The sequence below is a fragment of the Janibacter anophelis NBRC 107843 genome (genome assembly GCF_001570945.1).
Classification (GTDB): Bacteria; Actinomycetota; Actinomycetes; order Actinomycetales; family Dermatophilaceae; genus Janibacter; species Janibacter anophelis.
Map to the genome: position 1 here is coordinate 1 of NZ_BCSQ01000071.1, position 15,028 is coordinate 15,028.

Sequence of the window (15,028 nt, forward strand, 5' to 3'; positions counted from 1 at the left end):
GGCGGGTGCGGCCCACCGTCGGACCCGCCGGTCCAGGCCGCGCGGCCACAGGGCGCGGAACCCGCCGACCATCACGGGGACCTCGACGAAGCGGTAGGAGAGCACCGCGATGACCCACGAGAGCACGAGCTTCAGCACGATGTCGAGGACCATGGGCAGCCCGTCGGTGGGCAGCCAGATCTCCAGCGGCCAGTGGAAGAGGTAGAGACCGTAGGAGATCTGGCCGAGGTGGACGAGCGGCGACCAGCTCATGAGGCGGTTGATCCGCAGCGGCCGCGGGTCGAGGGCCGAGGCGCCCATGCCGGCGGCCATCACGGCGAAGATCAGCATCCCGCCGTTGTCGAAGACCCAGCGCCCGGTGGCGTCGAGGACGAAGAAGGCGGAGATCGCCAGCAGGGTGCCCGCCCAGCCGATCGTCTCTGCTGCGGCTCGCGGCAGTCGCGGCGCTCGTCCCCGACGGTCGGGGGTGAGGAGCATGGCGACGGCCACGCCGACGAGGAGCGCCTGGGCCCGCACGTCGGTGCCGTAGTACAGCCGCGAGCCGGTGGCCCCGGTGTCGGCGAGGTGCGCGGTCCAGACCGCGCTGGCCACGGCGAGGCCGAGGACGAGCGCGGTGCGGGCCCAGCGGCCGCGCACGAGCAGGACCGCGGCCACGAGGAAGGGGGCGAGCAGGTAGAACTGCTCCTCGACCCCGAGGGTCCACACGTGCCGCAGCGGGCTGGGCTCGACGAGGACGTCGAAGTACTGGTCGTCGCGTGAGACGAGACGCCAGTTCTGCCAGAAGGTCATCGTGGCGAAGGCATCGCCCGCCGTCTGCGGCCGGTCCCCCGAGTCGACGAGCAGGGTGTGCGTGAGGACTGCGGCGACGAGCAGCGTCATGGCGGGCACGATCCGCCGGGCGCGCCGGAGGTAGAAGCGCAGCGCATCGATGCGGCCACGGCGCTGGGACTCCTTGATGAGGATGCCGCCGATGAGGAACCCGGAGAAGGTGAAGAAGTGGTTGATGCCCACCCAGCCGCCCGCCAGTTCGGTGACCCCGAAGTGGTACAGCATCACGAGGATGATGAAGAGTCCCCGGTAGCCGTCGATCGCCGGCCGGTACGACGGGCCCATCTGGTCCAGGTCCGTGCTGACGAGGTCCAGCCAGGAGGGCCTGCGCCGGGGACGGGCGCGCCGCGGTGCGGCTGGGCGCATGCGAACTCCAAGGGGGGACGGGTCGGGATCGACGGTCAGGCTACCGGCCGCTCCGGTCACCGGGGGAGCGGTCGTAGTGTGACGTGCATGAGCGCCTCACCGGACGGGATCATCCCCCGCACGCCGCCGCGGTCGGACCACGTCGACTACGCCGGGGAGGGCCTGGTCGAAGGGGAGGTGCCGGGCGCTCCCTTCGCCCTCGTGACGTCGTGGGTGGACTCGGCGCGGGCCCGGCAGGTCGAGCGCGGCGACGTCCCCGAGCCGCTGTCCTTCGCCGTCGCGACCGTCGACGCCGAGGGCCACCCCGACGTGCGCACGGTGCTCATGCGCTTCCTCGACCCCGTCGGCCCGGGCTTCGTCACGAGCCTCGAGTCCGCCAAGAGTCGTCAGCTGGAGGCGGCGCCCTTCGTCGCGGCCACGCTCACCTGGCCGTCGATGTTCCGCGCACTCCGCTTCCGCGGTCGCGCCGAGCGGATCGACGACGCGCACCTCGACGCCTACTTCGCCGGACGCCCGCGCGGCTCCCAGCTGAGCGCGTGGGTCTCACGGCAGTCGCAGCCGATCGAGGGCCGCGAGCCGCTCGAGCGGGCCTGGACCGAGGTCGAGGCCCGCTACGAGGGGCGCGACGTGCCCCGCCCCGCCGACTGGGGCGGCTGGCGCATCGCCGTCGACGAGCTCGAGGCCTGGGCCGGCCGTAGCAACCGCCTCCACGACCGCTTCCGCTGGACCCGCGTCGCCGACGGCGGCCTCGACGATGAGCACGCCTGGCAGGTCGAGCGGCTCCAGCCCTGAGTTCGGTGGCCATACAGGCCCGCGTGGTCAGCTCCGGGCGCGGAACCAGGGCTGGGGGTGGCCCTAAGGACGAAGCCGGCGGACTTCCTCTTCGACGTCACGTGCGAGAGGCATGCCGGCTTCGCCCATGAGTCGGGCCGACCCCCACCCTGGACCCGCGCCCTCGGGGGTTCCCCCCGGTCGGACGGGACCGCCTACCAGTGGTGCATGGAGGCTCGGACGACCGCGGCGATGTCCTCCTCGGTGACCTCGCGGGGCGCGGTCGCCAAGAGGCGTTGCTGCTGCATCGTGCCGGACACGATCCCGTCGACGTCGGCGTCGGTGTAGCCGATCTCGGCGAGGCCGCTGGGCTGGCCGATGTCGCGCATGAGGCGGCGCAGGACGGCGGAGAGCCGTTCGGGCTCGGGGGCGTCGGCGTCCAGGGCCTGCGGGTCGAGCCAGGTCGCGGCGGCAAGGTGCCGCGCGGGGTCGGCCTCGAAGGTCATCGCGAAGGCCGCCGGCGCGGTCGACGCGACAGCCATGCCGTGCGGGACCATCGCCTCGCTCGCGTCGTAGCCGTCGGGACGGAAGTCGGTGTCGAGGTCGTGCACGCGACCGGCGACCGGGTAGGCGTTGGCGTGCGGCACGTGGACGCCGGCGTTGCCGAAGCCCATCCCGGCGAAGGTCGCGGCCAGCGCCATGTCGGTGCGCGCGGCGGCGTCACCCTCGACGGCCCGGCGGAAGGCCCCGGCGAGCAACCGCAGCGCCCGCTCGGCGTACATGTCGGCGATCGGGTTGGACCCGCAGTAGGGGACGCGCTGCTCCGGGGACTTGTGCTCGTAGCTCGTGTACGGGCGAGCCGTCCACGACTCGAGAGCGTGGCAGAGGATGTCCATCCCCGCGGCGGCGGTGACACCGGGAGGCTGGGTCGCGGTGAGCTCGGGGTCGACGACGGCGAGCACGGGCCGCAGCCGCTCGTGGCTGATGCCGGTCTTGACCTTCGCCGCGAGCACGTCGAGGACACAGATCGTCGTCGACTCGCTGCCGGTCCCGGTCGTCGTCGGCACGGCGACCACCGGCAGCACCGGGTGCTCCGGAGCCCGCCCACCACCCACCGGCGCGTTGACGTAGTCCATGAGCTCGCCCGGGTTGCTCAGCAGGAGCGAGACCGCCTTGGCCGTGTCGATGCTCGACCCACCACCCACGGCGACGACGGCGTCGAAGGGGGCCGCCCCCTTCGCCCGCTCCACGGCCGCGGCCAGCGAGGCGTCGCTCGGCTCGACCGCCGCGGAGTCGTGCACCTCGGCCCGCAGCCCGGCGGACCGCAAAGCCTCGGCGACCCGCTCGGGGTGACCGGTCGCCATCAGCCGGGTGTCGGTGACGACGAGGGCCGAGCGCGCGCCGAGGGCGGCGACGTCGTGGCCGATCTCGTCGACGGCGCCGGGCCCGAACTTCAGCTTGGGCGCGGCATAGGTGAAGAGGGTCTCGGGCGTACTGGGCTGGGGCAACATCATGACTCCCTGTGGACCTTGTGCTGGGCGGCTTGGGCGCGGGGCTTGATGACCATGAGGTCGACGTTGACGTGGCGTGGGCGCGTGGCCATCCACGTGATCGCGTCCGCGATGTCCTCGGCGACAAGCGGTTCGGCGACCCCGGCGTAGACCCGCTCGGCCCGCTCGGAGTCACCCTTGAACCGGGTGAGCGAGAAGCCCTCGGTGTGCACCATCCCGGGCGCGATCTCGGTGATCCGCACGGGCTGGTCGACGAGCTCCAGCCGCAGCGTCTCGGTCATCGTCGCGAGTCCGTGCTTGGCAGCCGTGTAGCCCGCGCCGCCCTCGTAGGAGATGCGACCGGCGGTCGAGCCGACGTTGACGATGATCCCCTCGGCCGCGATGAGCGAAGGGAGCAGCGCCTGCGTCACGCGCAGGGTCCCCAGGACGTTGACCTCGTACATCTGCCGCCAGTCCTCGACGTCGCCCGTGGCGACCGGGTCGAGTCCGTGGGCGCCGCCCGCGTTGTTGACGAGGACGTCGAGGCGGTCGCCGACCTCCGCGGCCAGGGCCGCCACGGAGTCGGCGTCGGTGACATCGCAGGTGACGGCGCGCCCGTCGATCTCGGCGGCGAGGTCGGCGATCCGGTCGGTGCGCCGCGCGGCGCAGACGACCTCGTGCCCGGCGGCGGCCAGGGCTCGGGCGGTGGCGGCGCCGATGCCGGAGCTGGCGCCGGTGACGAGGGCGAGCGGGCGGGTCATGCGGACTCCTCGGGGTCGGGGCGGGGGGCGATCCACGTCGCCGCGGCGGTGGCGAGCACCTGCTCGCCGTCGAGCAGGGCGGTGCCGGTGTGGCGCTTGCGGCCCTCGCGCCCGACCGCCCAGGCCAGGACGACGAGCTCGCGGTCGAGCGGCGCTTCGGCGTGGACGGTGGAGGTGAAGGTGCCGAGCAGCAGCGCCTCCTCACCGAAACCGACCGCGAAGGCGCCCGGGCAGTCCAGGGCGGCGAGCACCGGCGACAGGCCCTCCTCGGTGAGCGTCACCGGGGAGGCGAGCACGTCGTCGCGGCCCGTGACCGCTGCGGGACGCACGTGCAGTCCCCCTTCGGCCTCGGGCCCGCAGACGTAGCAGTGGGGGAAGGGGTGGCCGGCCGCGTCGAACCCGGCCGCGGCCTCGCGCGCCTGCTCGAGGGTCACGGGGTCGGGGAGGGCCAGGTCTGGTGCCGGCACCCGGCGCGCGGTGCCGAGCAGCGTCTCGCCGTCGAGCAGGTGCACCGCGAGGTCGGCGCCGTCGCCGACCGAGCCGGCGACCTCCCACCGCAGTGGACTGCCGAGGGGCGTCGGCGCGCTGAGGCGTACCGTCGCCGAGGCCAGGTCCCCGTCAGCGGGGACGAGGTCGTCGAGCCGCTCGGTGAGCATCCCGCTCACCCAGCCGCCGTTGCCGCAGCCGGGCGGACCGGCACGCAGCGGTGGCACGGTCGTGGTCTCGGATGTGGTGCGCACCACCCCAACCTAGCGATGCGCACCGAGGAGAGGATGAGGGGATGAGCGCGGACGGCGACTTCGGCTGGAGGGGCATCGTCATCCCCGCCTACGGGCCGACCTTCCTGTCCGCCGGCGCCGCCGGGGCCGTGCTGCCGATCGCCGCGCTGCGCGCGGACGAGCTCGGGGCGAGCCTGGGCATGGCGGCCTTCGTCGTCGCCCTCACCGGGGTCGGGCAGCTCGTCGGGGTCCTGCCGGCGGGAGCCCTCGTCGCCCGGATCGGTGAGCGCGCGACCCTGCTGCGGGCCGGTGCGCTCGACGTCGTCGCCCTCGCGGTGGCCGGCTGGGCGCCCACGCTGTGGCTCATGGGGGTGGCGCTCTTCGTCAGCGGGCTGGCGACGTCTGCCTTCTTCCTCGCCCGACAGGGCTACATGATCGACGTGCTGCCGCAACGGCTGCTCGCCCGCGGCATGTCGCTGCTCGGCGGCTCGATGCGCGCGGGTCTGCTCCTCGGGCCGGTCATCGGGTCGCTGGCCATCGCCCCCTTCGGCCTGCAGGGCGCCTACGGCGTCGCGGTGCTGCTCGCGGCCGGCTCCGCGCTCACCGTGCTCACCGCACCCGACCTCACGGGTGAGCACGAGCGGGCCCGGGCCGCGGAGCCGCACACCGGGGTCTGGCGGGTCATCCGGCAGCACGCACGCCTCCTGCTGACGCAGGGGATCGCGGTCCTGATGATCTCGGCGATGCGGACCGCCCGCCTGGCGATCCTGCCGCTGTGGGCCCTGCACATCGGGCTCGACGGCGTCGACTCCTCGCAGATCTTCGCGATCTCGGGTGTCGCCGAGCTCGTCCTCGTCTACCCGGGTGGCTGGATGATGGACCGGCTCGGCCGGATGTGGGTCGTCGGGGCGCTGCTCACGGTGATGGCGGCGTCCTTCCTCGTCCTCCCCTTCGCCGACTCGAAGGGGGAGCTGCTCGCCGTCGCGCTGTGCATGGCGCTCGGCAACGGCCTGGGGTCCGGCATCGTCATGACGCTCGGTGCCGACGCCGCGCCACAGGTGGACCGGGCGCAGTTCCTCGGCGCCTGGCGGCTCATGGGCGAGGCCGGCCACTCGGTCGGTTCGCTCGGCCTGAGCGCGGTGACGGTGGTCGCGTCGCTGCCCGTGGCCGCCGTGGCCGCCGTGGCCCTCGGTGCCCTCGGTATCGCGGGGCTCGTGTGGTCGGGAGTCTGGCTCCCGCGGGTCGATCGGGAGCGCGTCGCGGCCTGACGGTGGCCTCCCGGTCGTCGGCGCCGCAGGGCATGATGGGACTCGTGAAGGACCTCATCGACACCACCGAGATGTATCTCCGCACGATCTTCGAGCTCGAGGAGGAGGAGATCCCTCCGATGCGCGCCCGGATCGCGGAGCGGCTGGGTCACTCGGGCCCGACCGTCTCGCAGACGATCGCCCGGATGGAGCGTGACGGTCTCGTCAGCCTCGGCGGCGATCGGCGGCTCGTGCTCTCCGAGGAGGGGCGCCTGCTCGCCACCCGGGTCATGCGCAAGCACCGTCTGGCCGAGCGGCTGCTCGCCGACGTCATCGGGCTGGAGTGGGAGCACGTCCACGAGGAGGCGTGCCGGTGGGAGCACGTCATGAGCGAGCGGGTCGAGCGCAAGATCCTCGCGATGCTCCCGGAGCACCGCGAGTCGCCCTACGGCACCCCGATCCCCGGGCTCGACGAGCTGCTGTCCGGCGGCGAGGAGGCCCCCATCGACTACCTCGAGGGGCTGCAGAGCCTCACCGAGGTCGTCGCCGCCGGTGTCGTGGCGGACGCGCAGTTCCGGGTCCGCCGGATCGGTGAGCCCGCCCAGGTCGACCATGAGGCCCTCGAGCTGCTCACCGAGGCGCGGCTGCGCCCCGGCGAGGTCGTGCACGTCACGTCCGAGGAGGACCGGGTCGTCGTCGCCCGGGCCGGTTCCGCGTCCGGTGGCGGGGTCTCGCTGCCCCGTGAGGTCGCCGAGCACGTCTTCGTGGAGCCGCTCTCCTCGTGACCCGCCGTGACCTCGGCGTGACATTGCCGTGATCGACAGGTACGGTCTGGTGGTCCGCCTCCCCTGGGCGGACCCGTCACGCGGAGCCGAGTCCTGCCACCGCACCGACGGACTGCACGACACCGCACGGCAGGAGCGGGGGACCCACTCATGGGGCATCGCGGATGCTCCTCGGGGTGAAGTCCTCCGGCGCACGGATCGCAAGGTCGACCCGGTGCCGGTGGACCGGGCCGCACCTCTGGCCCGAACCCGACAGCTGACCCCGTAGGCAGGACAGAGGTCATCACGTGTCTCACAACGTCGGGCGTCACCGCGCCCCCGGTCGCTACAACCCCGTGGCCGAGCTCGGCCAGGTCGTGAGCCAGGCCGGTACGCCGCTCGCCAAGGGTTCCGCCGTCGTCGCCGCCTCCGGTGGCCTCATCGCCGCGATCGCCATCCCCGCCCAGGCCGCCAACTCCGCTCCCGAGGTCGACGCGGTCCCCGCTTCGTCCGCCGCGACGGTCGCGACCGCCGCCGTCACCGCCCCGAGCGCGACCTCCTCGTCGACCAAGGCCGTCACCGGCTTCGGCAAGATCGAGGTCGAGCCCGTCGCGAAGCCGACCGGCCCCACCCCCGCGCAGCTGCGTGCCCGCGCCGAGCGCGAGCGGCAGGCCGAGGAGGCTGCCGAGCGCCAGCGTGAGCAGGAGCAGGCCGCTGCCGAGCGCGAGCAGGAGCAGCAGGAGCAGGAGCAGGCCGAGGAGGCGCAGGCCCAGGAGCAGGAGCCCGAGCGCACCGAGAGCAGCGCGCCCAGCCGCTCGCAGGAGCGCCAGGCCCCGGCCGAGACCACGACCGAGTCCGCGCCGGCTCCCTCGTCGTCCAGCGCCAGCGGCGTCATCGCGATCGCCAAGCAGTACATCGGCACCCCGTACGTCTACGGCGGCTCCACGCCCTCCGGCTTCGACTGCTCGGGCTTCACCCAGTACGTCTTCGCCAAGGCCGGCATCTCGCTGCCGCGCACGACGACCCAGCAGCAGGCGGCCACCACGCCGGTGTCGAACCCGCAGCCCGGTGACCTCGTGTTCTTCGGGTCGCCGTCCTACCACATGGGCATCTACCTCGGCGACGGCATGATGATCGACGCGCCGCGCACGGGCAAGTCGGTCAGCATCCGTCCGGTCTTCGACGGCGTCTCCGGCTACGGCCGCGTCTGAGCGCAGACCACCCCGGACGAAGGGGGCGAAGGGAGACCATCTCCCTTCGCCCCCTTCGTCGTCACTCGGCTCCTGGGTGGAGGTGAACACGCGGACGACTCGTCGGCGCGTTGCCGTCCACTGCGGAAGGGCCCAGGGCCCATCGACTACGGCCGGGGGCCGTCCTCGGCCTGCATCCGGCGGTAGGCCTCACCGAGCTCGTCGTGGTGGAGCAGGTCGTCCTCGGAGATGCCGGAGCGGTACCCGGCGCGGCCGAGCATGTGGGCCGTGACGGGGGCGGTGAGGGCCTGCGCGCCGATGACGATGAGCAGCGTCGCGACCGACGCCCAGGTGCGCACGTTGAGCGCCAGGCCGACGAGGATGAGCAGCAGCCCGAGCGTCTGCGGCTTGGTCGCCGCGTGCATGCGGGCGAAGACGTCGGGCAGCCGCACCAGGCCGATCGCCCCGACGAGGGCGAGCACGGCGCCGAGCAGGATGCTGATGGCGCCGGCGAGGTCGCAGGCCTCCTGCCAGCTCATGACTCGTCCTCCTTGCGCGCCATGAACCGGGCCACCGACAACGACCCGACGAACCCGGTCAGGCTGAAGACGACCATGATCGGCAGCGCTCCGACGTCGTCGATGCGCAGGATCTGGGTGGCGATGATGCCGGTGACGATGACGATGAGCACGTCGAGGCTGAGCGCCCGGTCGAGGTTGGTGGGGCCCAGGTAGACGCGGACGAGCACGAGAGCCGCGGCCGCGAAGAGCAGGCCGAGCGCGATGCTGAGGATGATCGAGGTCATGGGGTCTCCTCCCGCGTGCAGAGGCCGATCTCCTCGGCGGTGCCCAGGGCCCGCACGACACGCGTCTCGACGTCGAGCACGTCCTGTCGCAGCTCCTCCAGGCCCTCGGGGGAGGTGATGTGGAACCCGTGGACGTAGAGGATGCCGGCGCGTCGGCGGGCCTCGACGACGATCGACCCGGGTACGAGCGAGACGAGCGCGGAGACGAGTGTCATGTAGAACTCGGAGCGTGTCCGCAGCTGCACCTCGACGATCGACCCGCCGCGCGAGGGGCGGGGGCTGAGCGTCGCGACGACGATCTCGACGGCGGCGACGACGAGGTCGACGAGGAAGCGTCCGAGCAGGAGCGCGAGCCGCCACGGGTGGACGCGCCCGAAGTACTGGATCGACGGCAGCGGGAAGATCTGCGTGACGACGGCTCCGATGATCAGGCCGTTGATGATGTTGCCGAGCGAGACCTTGTCCCACAGCAGCACCCAGGTGAGCGCGAGCGCGATGATCGCGCGCGGCTGCCAGCCGCCGCGGCGGCTCGTCGTGGGCTGCACCTCCGCGTCCATCAGGGCCCCTCCTGCGGCAGCACGGCCTTGACGTAGCCGTCCCGGGTGATCATCTGGCGCGCGGCGGCGTCGGTGTAGGTGATGAGCGGCCCGGCGAAGAGGGACAGGCCGAGGCTGAAGACGACGACGGCGGTCGCCGCACCCAGCATGAGCGGCGGCATCGGCCGCTCCACCTGCGGTGCGGCGGGGGGCGGGGCGATGGGGGTGGCCGGGCGTTCGTGCGCGACGACGGCCCCGATGGCATCACTCAGCCGCCCGAAGCTCGGGGTGAGCATCGGCATCTCGAGGGTGTGCTCGGCGCCCTCCTCGGCGCGCGGCCGCCAGAAGGCGTAGCTCCACGTCTTGGCCACCGCGTAGAGGGTGAGCAGGGAGGTGACGACGGAGCCGACGACGAGCGTCCACGCGACAGCGCCGCCGTCGGCGGCACCGGCCTGCAGCAGCCCGACCTTGCCGACGAAGCCGGAGAAGGGAGGGATGCCGGCGAGGTTCATCGCAGGGACGAAGAAGAGGATGGCGAGCACGGGTGACGTGGCCGCCAGGCCACCGAGGCGGTCGATGACGGTCGAGCCGCCGACGCGCTCGATGAGCCCGGAGATGAGGAAGAGCGCCGTCTGCACGGTGATGTGGTGGGCGATGTAGAAGATCGCGGAGGACAGACCGAGCTCGCTGGCCACGCCGATACCGAAGAGCATGTAGCCGATGTGGCTGACGAGGGTGAAGGAGAGCATCCGCTTGATGCCCGGCTGGGCGACCGCTCCGAGGATGCCGACGAGCATCGTCAGCAGTCCGGCGATCATGATGAGGTTGTGCAGCGGTGAGTCGGGGAAGAGCAGGAACTGGGTGCGCACGATCGCGTAGACGCCGACCTTGGTGAGCAGCCCGGCGAAGACCGCGGAGACCGGCACCGGCGCCGACGGGTAGCTGTCGGGCAGCCACGCGGACATCGGGAAGACCGCGGCCTTGATGCCGAAGACCGTGAGCAGCATCAGTTGCAGCGCCAGGCCGACCGTCGGGTCGATGTCGGGCAGTCGCAGGGAGAGCTGCGCGAGGTTGGCCGTGCCGGTGGCCGCGTACGTCACGGCGATGGCGACGAGGAAGAGGAAGGAGGAGACCATCGAGACGATGACGTAGGTCGTCCCGGCCCGGATCCGCGCGCCGCTGCCTCCGAGCGTCAGCAGGACGAAGGAGGCGAAGAGCAGCATCTCGAAGCTGACGAAGAGGTTGAACAGGTCGCCGGCGAGGAAGGCATTGGACACCCCGGCCGACAGCACGAGGTAGGTGGGGAAGTAGATCGACAGCGGTGAGTCCTCGTCGCCGTCGGCGACGCCCTGGCCGATGGCGAAGACGAGCACGGAGAGGATGACGAAGCTGCTGATGAGCAGCATGAGGGCGGACAGCCGGTCCGCGACGAGGGCGATGCCGAGGGGCTCGCTCCAGCCACCGAGCCACAGGACGATCGGGCCGTTGAAATGCGTGCCCCACATGAGGGCGATGGCGACGCCGAGGCTCGCGGCGAGCACCGCGAGGCTGATGGCCACCTGGGTGCGGGCCTGTCGGCGTGCGACGAGGGTGAGGGCGGCGCCGAGCAGCGGCAGCAGGACGGGCAGGGGGAGGAGGTTGGCGTAGCTCATGCGGTCGCGTCCTCCTCGTCTGCGGTGGTCGTGGACTGGGTGTCCGGGTCGTAGGTGCTCGAGACCTCGTCGCGGTCGGCGAGGCGCTTGATCAGCTCGTCCTCGGCGTCGTCGGGCACGTCGTCACTGCCGGTGATCCGCCACTGCCGGTAGGCGAGGGAGAGGACGAAGGCCACCGACGCCAGTGCGATGACGATCGCGGTGAGCACCATCGCCTGGGGGAGCGGGTCGCTCATCTCCTCCGGTGGGCGTGCACCGACGAAGGGGGCACCCTTCGCCGGGCCGGAGACGACGAGGTAGAGCGTGGCGACGCCGTTGCTCGCGAGGACGATCCCGAGGAGCAGGCGGGTCAGGGCCCGCTCGAGCAGGAGGTAGACGCCGGTCGCGATGAGGAAGCCGGCGACGATGACGAGGCTGAGGTTGGGCGCGATGGCGGTCATGCGGTGACCCCGTCCTCTTCGGACTGCTTGTCGATGCCCGACCCGAGCGAGCGGACGACGTCGAGGGCCAGTCCGACGACGATGAGGTAGACGCCGATGTCGAAGAGCAGCGCGGTGACGAGCTTGACCGGCCCCCACAGCGGGAGGTCGAGCTCGACGACCGCGGACTGCAGGACGGTGCCGCCGAAGGCGAGCGGCGCGAGCGCGGCGATCGCGGAGACGGCGAGCCCGGCGCCGAGGACGAGACCGGCGCTCACGGGTGCGGCGTGGTCGAGCTCGGAGCGGCCGCCGGCCAGGTAGCGCACGAGCAGGGCCAGTCCGAGGACGAGACCGCCGGCGAAGCCACCGCCGACCTGGTTGTGCCCGGCGAAGAGCAGGTAGAGCGAGAGCAGGATCATCACGTGGAAGACCAGTCGGGTGGCCGTCTCGAGGATGACCGAGCGACGCTCGCGTGGGACCGAGGGGATCAGTTCCCCCTGCTGGTGGCGCCGGGTCCACGAGCGCTCGACGTCCTGGGTGCGCACGAAGACGAGGCTGGCTATGCCGGTGGCCGCGGCGACGAGGACGGAGATCTCGCCCAGGGTGTCCCAGGCGCGGATGTCGACGAGGGTGACGTTGACGACGTTCTTGCCGTGGCCGAAGGAGTAGGCCTCCTCGGGGAAGGCACGTGAGATCGGCTCGTGCACCCGCGCGTTGGCCGCGACGACCGTGATCGCGGAGATCGCGGCACCGATGGACCCGGCGAGGGCCAGGCGCCACGTGCGGCGCCATGAGCGCCGCTCGGCCCGGGGGCGTCGGCGGAACCGCTCGGGCAGCTTGCGCAGGACGAGCACGAAGAGGACGAGGCTGAAGGTCTCGACGAGCACCTGGGTCAGCGCGAGGTCGGGGGCTCCGTGGAGGAGGAAGAGCAGGGCGAGCCCGTAGCCGGTCGTGCCGACGAACATGACGGACTGCAGCCGGTTGCGCGCCCGCACGGCGAGCACGGCGCCGGCGATGACGAAGGCGGCGACGACGGCCTGGGCGAGGGTGTCCCACGGGCGCACCTGCGAGCCGGGCAGCGCGGTCGCGGCGACGCCGCCGGGGAGGATGAGGACGACGAGGAAGATCGTCGCGAGGTAGGTGGGCAGCGAGCCGCCCTGCGACAGCGCGGTCACCTCGACGGCGAAGCGGTCCAGTGCTCGCATGAAGCGCTGGTAGACGCGCTCGGCGTCGACGACCTGCGGCACCTTTGCCTGGAGCCGGGCGAAGGGGGCGCGCCCGGCGAAGAGGAGCAGGCCGCCCGCGATGGCCACGGCGGACAGGCCCAAGGCGGGGGTGATCCCGTGCCACAGCGCCAGGTGCTCCGGCTCCGGCCCGTCGAGGGTGGCCACGTAGGGATAGAAGAGGTCGGTCCACAGGTCGCCGAGGAAGCCGCCGGCAAGCGTCGTCGCGGCGAGGAGCACGGGGGCGATGAGCAGTGCGTTGGACGCGGCGAAGGGGGTCGGGCTGGGGGCGGCGCCGGTCGCCCCCTTCGTCGCGAAGGCACCCCAGATGAACCGCGCGGAGTAGGCCACGGTGAGCGTCGAGCCGGCGACGAGACCGATGACGACCAGCCACCCCACGACGCCGGTGAGCTCCCCGTGGGTGGCCTCGGCGGCCGCGGCGAGCGCCGACTCCTTGGCGACGAAGCCGATGAGTGGCGGCAGGCCGGCCATGGAGGCCGCGGAGACCACCGCGGTGACGGTGAGCACCGGTGCCTGGCGGGCGATGCCGTGCAGCTGGGTGAGGTCGCGCGTGCCGGTGCCCTTGTCGATGATGCCGACCGTGAAGAAGAGGACGGACTTGAAGAGGGCGTGGGAGAGGACGAGGGCGAAGGCCGCCAGTCCCGCCGCCTTGGTCCCGACGCCCGCGAGGGCGGTCATCATGCCGAGCTGGCTCACGGTGCCGTAGGCGAGCAGGAGCTTGATGTCGTCCTGCCGCAACGCCCGCCACCCGCCGACGACCATGGTCCACAGGCCCAACCCGACGGTCAGGACGTGCCAGCCGGGGACGTCGTGGAAGGCGGGCGCGAGGAGGATGACGACGTAGATGCCGGCCTTGACCATCGAGGCGGCGTGCAGGTAGGCGCTCACCGGGGTCGGCGCGGCCATGGCGCCCGGCAGCCAGAAGTGGAAGGGGATTTGGGCGGACTTCGTCAGTGCGCCCACGAGTACGAGCACGACCGCGGTGGTCGTCAAGGCGCCCGCGGGCGGCGGGTCGGCGAGCATCTCGCTGATCGAGTAGCTGGAGGTCTGGCCGAGGATGATCGTGCCGACGAGCATCGCCAGCCCGCCGAAGGTCGTGACCAGCAGCGCCTGAGTCGCCGAGCGCCGGTTGGCCGAGCGCACCGGGTTGTGGCCGATGAGCGTGTAGGAGAAGACCGTCGTCAGCTCCCAGAAGACGTACAGAGCGAGCAGGTTGTCGGCGAGGACGAGGCCGAGCATGGCGCCGGCGAAGGCGGTGAAGACACCCGTGAAGCGCCACAGGCTCGGGTCGTCGTGCTTGAAGTACCAGGCGCAGTAGATGAGCGCGAGGGCGCCGACGCCGCTGACGAGTAGGCCGAGGAGCCACTGCAGGGCCCCGAGTCGCAGGTCGAAGTCCATCCCGAGCTGCGGCACCCAGCTGATGTGCTCGACGACGACGCCCCCGTCGGCGACGCGGCCGCTCTGCGCGACGAGCCAGGCGAAGGTCGCGGCCGGCACGGTCGCGAGGACGAGGAAGGACCGTCGGTGGATCATCCGGGCCAGTCCGGGCGCAACTGCTGCCGCCACGAAGTGGGCGAGCAGCAGCAGGGTCACGAGGGCCTCTCGAGGGGTCCGGGGACGGGTGACCAGTTTAACGGGAGGTGACGCTGCCGATGTCGGAGGGTTGTCGGTGGTGGGGAGGAGGGTGGCTGTCGCTGGTCTGGGTCCCACGTTCGGGTGGGGGTGCGAGCGCCAACGCTGGTCGAGGTGCGAGCGCCCCCCGGGCGCGAGCCTCGAGACCCTCCGACTCACGTGGGTCGAGGTGCGGAGTCCGTGCAGCGGGCGCAGCCTCGAGACCACCTCTCGGACCCATAGAAAAAAGTTGTCCCCACCCTCTTGAATTGTTCGAACACCTGTTCGACAATGGAGTGAGCGAAGGGGGAGCGCGATGACCGAGCAGACCGACACCAGCACCGTCGAGGAGCCGGTTGCCGCCGCGCCCTGCATCCCTGAACCGGTGGCGTTGCCGGAGCGGTTGGCGGGGATGTTGTCGGACCTGTCGACGGCTGGGGTGGAGGGGCTGGCGCCGGCGCAGCTGGTCGAGGTCATCGGGGTGCTGGAGTCGATCAAGGGCGCGACGGCCGGGGTGCAGGCCCGGGCGACGGCCGCGTTCGTGGCCGGGCAGGACGCCGATGTGGCGGAGCGTGCGGCCGCCGGTGAGTTGTCGTCGCGGGAGGCTCGGGTGGGCCGGACCGGG

Annotated in this window: 15 protein-coding genes and 1 riboswitch; of the genes, 5 read left to right on the top strand and 10 right to left on the bottom strand. The window is 72.2% G+C overall.

The window, feature by feature from the left end; genetic code table 11:
- On the bottom strand, nt 1–1,194 hold a 1,194-nt coding region (locus tag JAN01S_RS14690), incomplete at its 3' end, for an acyltransferase family protein (RefSeq protein WP_157075779.1).
- An 87-nt stretch (nt 1,195–1,281) separates the two neighbouring features.
- Between JAN01S_RS14690 and pdxH the strand changes: the two genes are divergently transcribed.
- On the top strand, nt 1,282–1,986 hold the full coding sequence (gene pdxH, locus JAN01S_RS14695) for a pyridoxamine 5'-phosphate oxidase (RefSeq protein WP_068319356.1): 705 nt from the start codon (nt 1,282–1,284) through the stop codon (nt 1,984–1,986).
- 194 nt (nt 1,987–2,180) lie between these two features.
- Here the strand turns inward: pdxH and JAN01S_RS14700 are convergent, their stop codons facing one another.
- From JAN01S_RS14700 to JAN01S_RS14710, 3 genes are read right to left on the bottom strand one after another with little or no spacing between them, the layout of a single operon-like run.
- Nucleotides 2,181–3,476 (bottom strand): hydroxyacid-oxoacid transhydrogenase, encoded by a 1,296-nt coding sequence (locus JAN01S_RS14700; RefSeq protein ID WP_157075780.1) that lies wholly within the window; start codon nt 3,474–3,476, stop codon nt 2,181–2,183.
- Entirely contained in the window at nt 3,476–4,216 is a 741-nt protein-coding gene (locus JAN01S_RS14705) for an SDR family NAD(P)-dependent oxidoreductase (RefSeq protein WP_068319358.1), read from the bottom strand. Before JAN01S_RS14705 ends, JAN01S_RS14700 begins: the two co-directional genes overlap by 1 nt.
- On the bottom strand, nt 4,213–4,956 hold the full coding sequence (locus JAN01S_RS14710) for a hypothetical protein (protein ID WP_157075781.1): 744 nt from the start codon (nt 4,954–4,956) through the stop codon (nt 4,213–4,215). The genes JAN01S_RS14705 and JAN01S_RS14710 overlap by 4 nt, the downstream gene beginning before the upstream one ends.
- 41 nt (nt 4,957–4,997) lie before the next feature.
- Here JAN01S_RS14710 and JAN01S_RS14715 point away from each other — a divergent pair, with 41 nt between their 5' ends.
- The 3 genes from JAN01S_RS14715 (at nt 4,998) to JAN01S_RS14725 (ending at nt 8,157) form a co-directional block, all read left to right on the top strand.
- Nucleotides 4,998–6,203, top strand: a complete 1,206-nt coding sequence (locus JAN01S_RS14715; RefSeq protein WP_068319360.1) for an MFS transporter — start codon at nt 4,998–5,000, stop codon at nt 6,201–6,203.
- Nucleotides 6,204–6,247: 44 nt separating this feature from the next.
- A complete protein-coding gene (locus JAN01S_RS14720) occupies nt 6,248–6,967 on the top strand; it encodes an iron-dependent transcriptional repressor DtxR (RefSeq protein WP_068319367.1) in 720 nt (239 codons plus the stop codon).
- Nucleotides 6,968–7,070: 103 nt separating this feature from the next.
- A riboswitch (cyclic di-AMP (ydaO/yuaA leader) is annotated at nt 7,071–7,253 on the top strand.
- A gap of 1 nt (nt 7,254) precedes the next feature.
- A complete protein-coding gene (locus tag JAN01S_RS14725; protein WP_068319361.1) occupies nt 7,255–8,157 on the top strand; it encodes a C40 family peptidase in 903 nt (300 codons plus the stop codon).
- A gap of 146 nt (nt 8,158–8,303) precedes the next feature.
- Here JAN01S_RS14725 and mnhG read toward each other — a convergent pair whose 3' ends face one another.
- From mnhG to JAN01S_RS14755, 6 genes are read right to left on the bottom strand one after another with little or no spacing between them, the layout of a single operon-like run.
- A complete protein-coding gene (gene mnhG / locus JAN01S_RS14730) occupies nt 8,304–8,675 on the bottom strand; it encodes a monovalent cation/H(+) antiporter subunit G (RefSeq protein ID WP_068319362.1) in 372 nt (123 codons plus the stop codon).
- Nucleotides 8,672–8,941, bottom strand: a complete 270-nt coding sequence (locus JAN01S_RS14735; RefSeq protein ID WP_068319363.1) for an MrpF/PhaF family protein — start codon at nt 8,939–8,941, stop codon at nt 8,672–8,674. The genes mnhG and JAN01S_RS14735 overlap by 4 nt, the downstream gene beginning before the upstream one ends.
- Nucleotides 8,938–9,498, bottom strand: a complete 561-nt coding sequence (locus JAN01S_RS14740) for a Na+/H+ antiporter subunit E (RefSeq protein ID WP_084360298.1) — start codon at nt 9,496–9,498, stop codon at nt 8,938–8,940. Before JAN01S_RS14740 ends, JAN01S_RS14735 begins: the two co-directional genes overlap by 4 nt.
- Nucleotides 9,498–11,129, bottom strand: a complete 1,632-nt coding sequence (locus tag JAN01S_RS14745; protein ID WP_068319364.1) for a Na+/H+ antiporter subunit D — start codon at nt 11,127–11,129, stop codon at nt 9,498–9,500. Before JAN01S_RS14745 ends, JAN01S_RS14740 begins: the two co-directional genes overlap by 1 nt.
- Nucleotides 11,126–11,569 carry a Na(+)/H(+) antiporter subunit C gene (locus tag JAN01S_RS14750; RefSeq protein WP_068319365.1) on the bottom strand — a complete coding sequence of 148 codons (444 nt, stop codon included), beginning with the start codon at nt 11,567–11,569 and terminating at the stop codon, nt 11,126–11,128. The genes JAN01S_RS14745 and JAN01S_RS14750 overlap by 4 nt, the downstream gene beginning before the upstream one ends.
- A complete protein-coding gene (locus JAN01S_RS14755) occupies nt 11,566–14,385 on the bottom strand; it encodes a Na+/H+ antiporter subunit A (RefSeq protein WP_068319366.1) in 2,820 nt (939 codons plus the stop codon). The genes JAN01S_RS14750 and JAN01S_RS14755 overlap by 4 nt, the downstream gene beginning before the upstream one ends.
- Nucleotides 14,386–14,719: 334 nt before the next feature.
- On the opposite strand from JAN01S_RS14755, the gene JAN01S_RS14760 reads away from it, so the two are divergent.
- A partial coding sequence (locus JAN01S_RS14760; protein ID WP_157075782.1) for a hypothetical protein occupies nt 14,720–15,028 on the top strand: 309 nt, incomplete at its 3' end.

Excerpts from the sequence above, each read along its gene's own strand:
- JAN01S_RS14715 (WP_068319360.1), top strand. The coding sequence starts at position 4,998 with ATGAGCGCGGACGGCGACTTCGGCTGGAGGGGCATCGTCATCCCCGCC.
- JAN01S_RS14740 (WP_084360298.1), bottom strand. The coding sequence starts at position 9,498 with ATGGACGCGGAGGTGCAGCCCACGACGAGCCGCCGCGGCGGCTGGCAG.
- JAN01S_RS14705 (WP_068319358.1), bottom strand. The coding sequence starts at position 4,216 with ATGACCCGCCCGCTCGCCCTCGTCACCGGCGCCAGCTCCGGCATCGGC.
- JAN01S_RS14750 (WP_068319365.1), bottom strand. The coding sequence starts at position 11,569 with ATGACCGCCATCGCGCCCAACCTCAGCCTCGTCATCGTCGCCGGCTTC.
- JAN01S_RS14735 (WP_068319363.1), bottom strand. The coding sequence starts at position 8,941 with ATGACCTCGATCATCCTCAGCATCGCGCTCGGCCTGCTCTTCGCGGCC.
- mnhG (WP_068319362.1), bottom strand. The coding sequence starts at position 8,675 with ATGAGCTGGCAGGAGGCCTGCGACCTCGCCGGCGCCATCAGCATCCTG.
- pdxH (WP_068319356.1), top strand. The coding sequence starts at position 1,282 with ATGAGCGCCTCACCGGACGGGATCATCCCCCGCACGCCGCCGCGGTCG.
- JAN01S_RS14745 (WP_068319364.1), bottom strand. The coding sequence starts at position 11,129 with ATGAGCTACGCCAACCTCCTCCCCCTGCCCGTCCTGCTGCCGCTGCTC.
- JAN01S_RS14700 (WP_157075780.1), bottom strand. The coding sequence starts at position 3,476 with ATGTTGCCCCAGCCCAGTACGCCCGAGACCCTCTTCACCTATGCCGCG.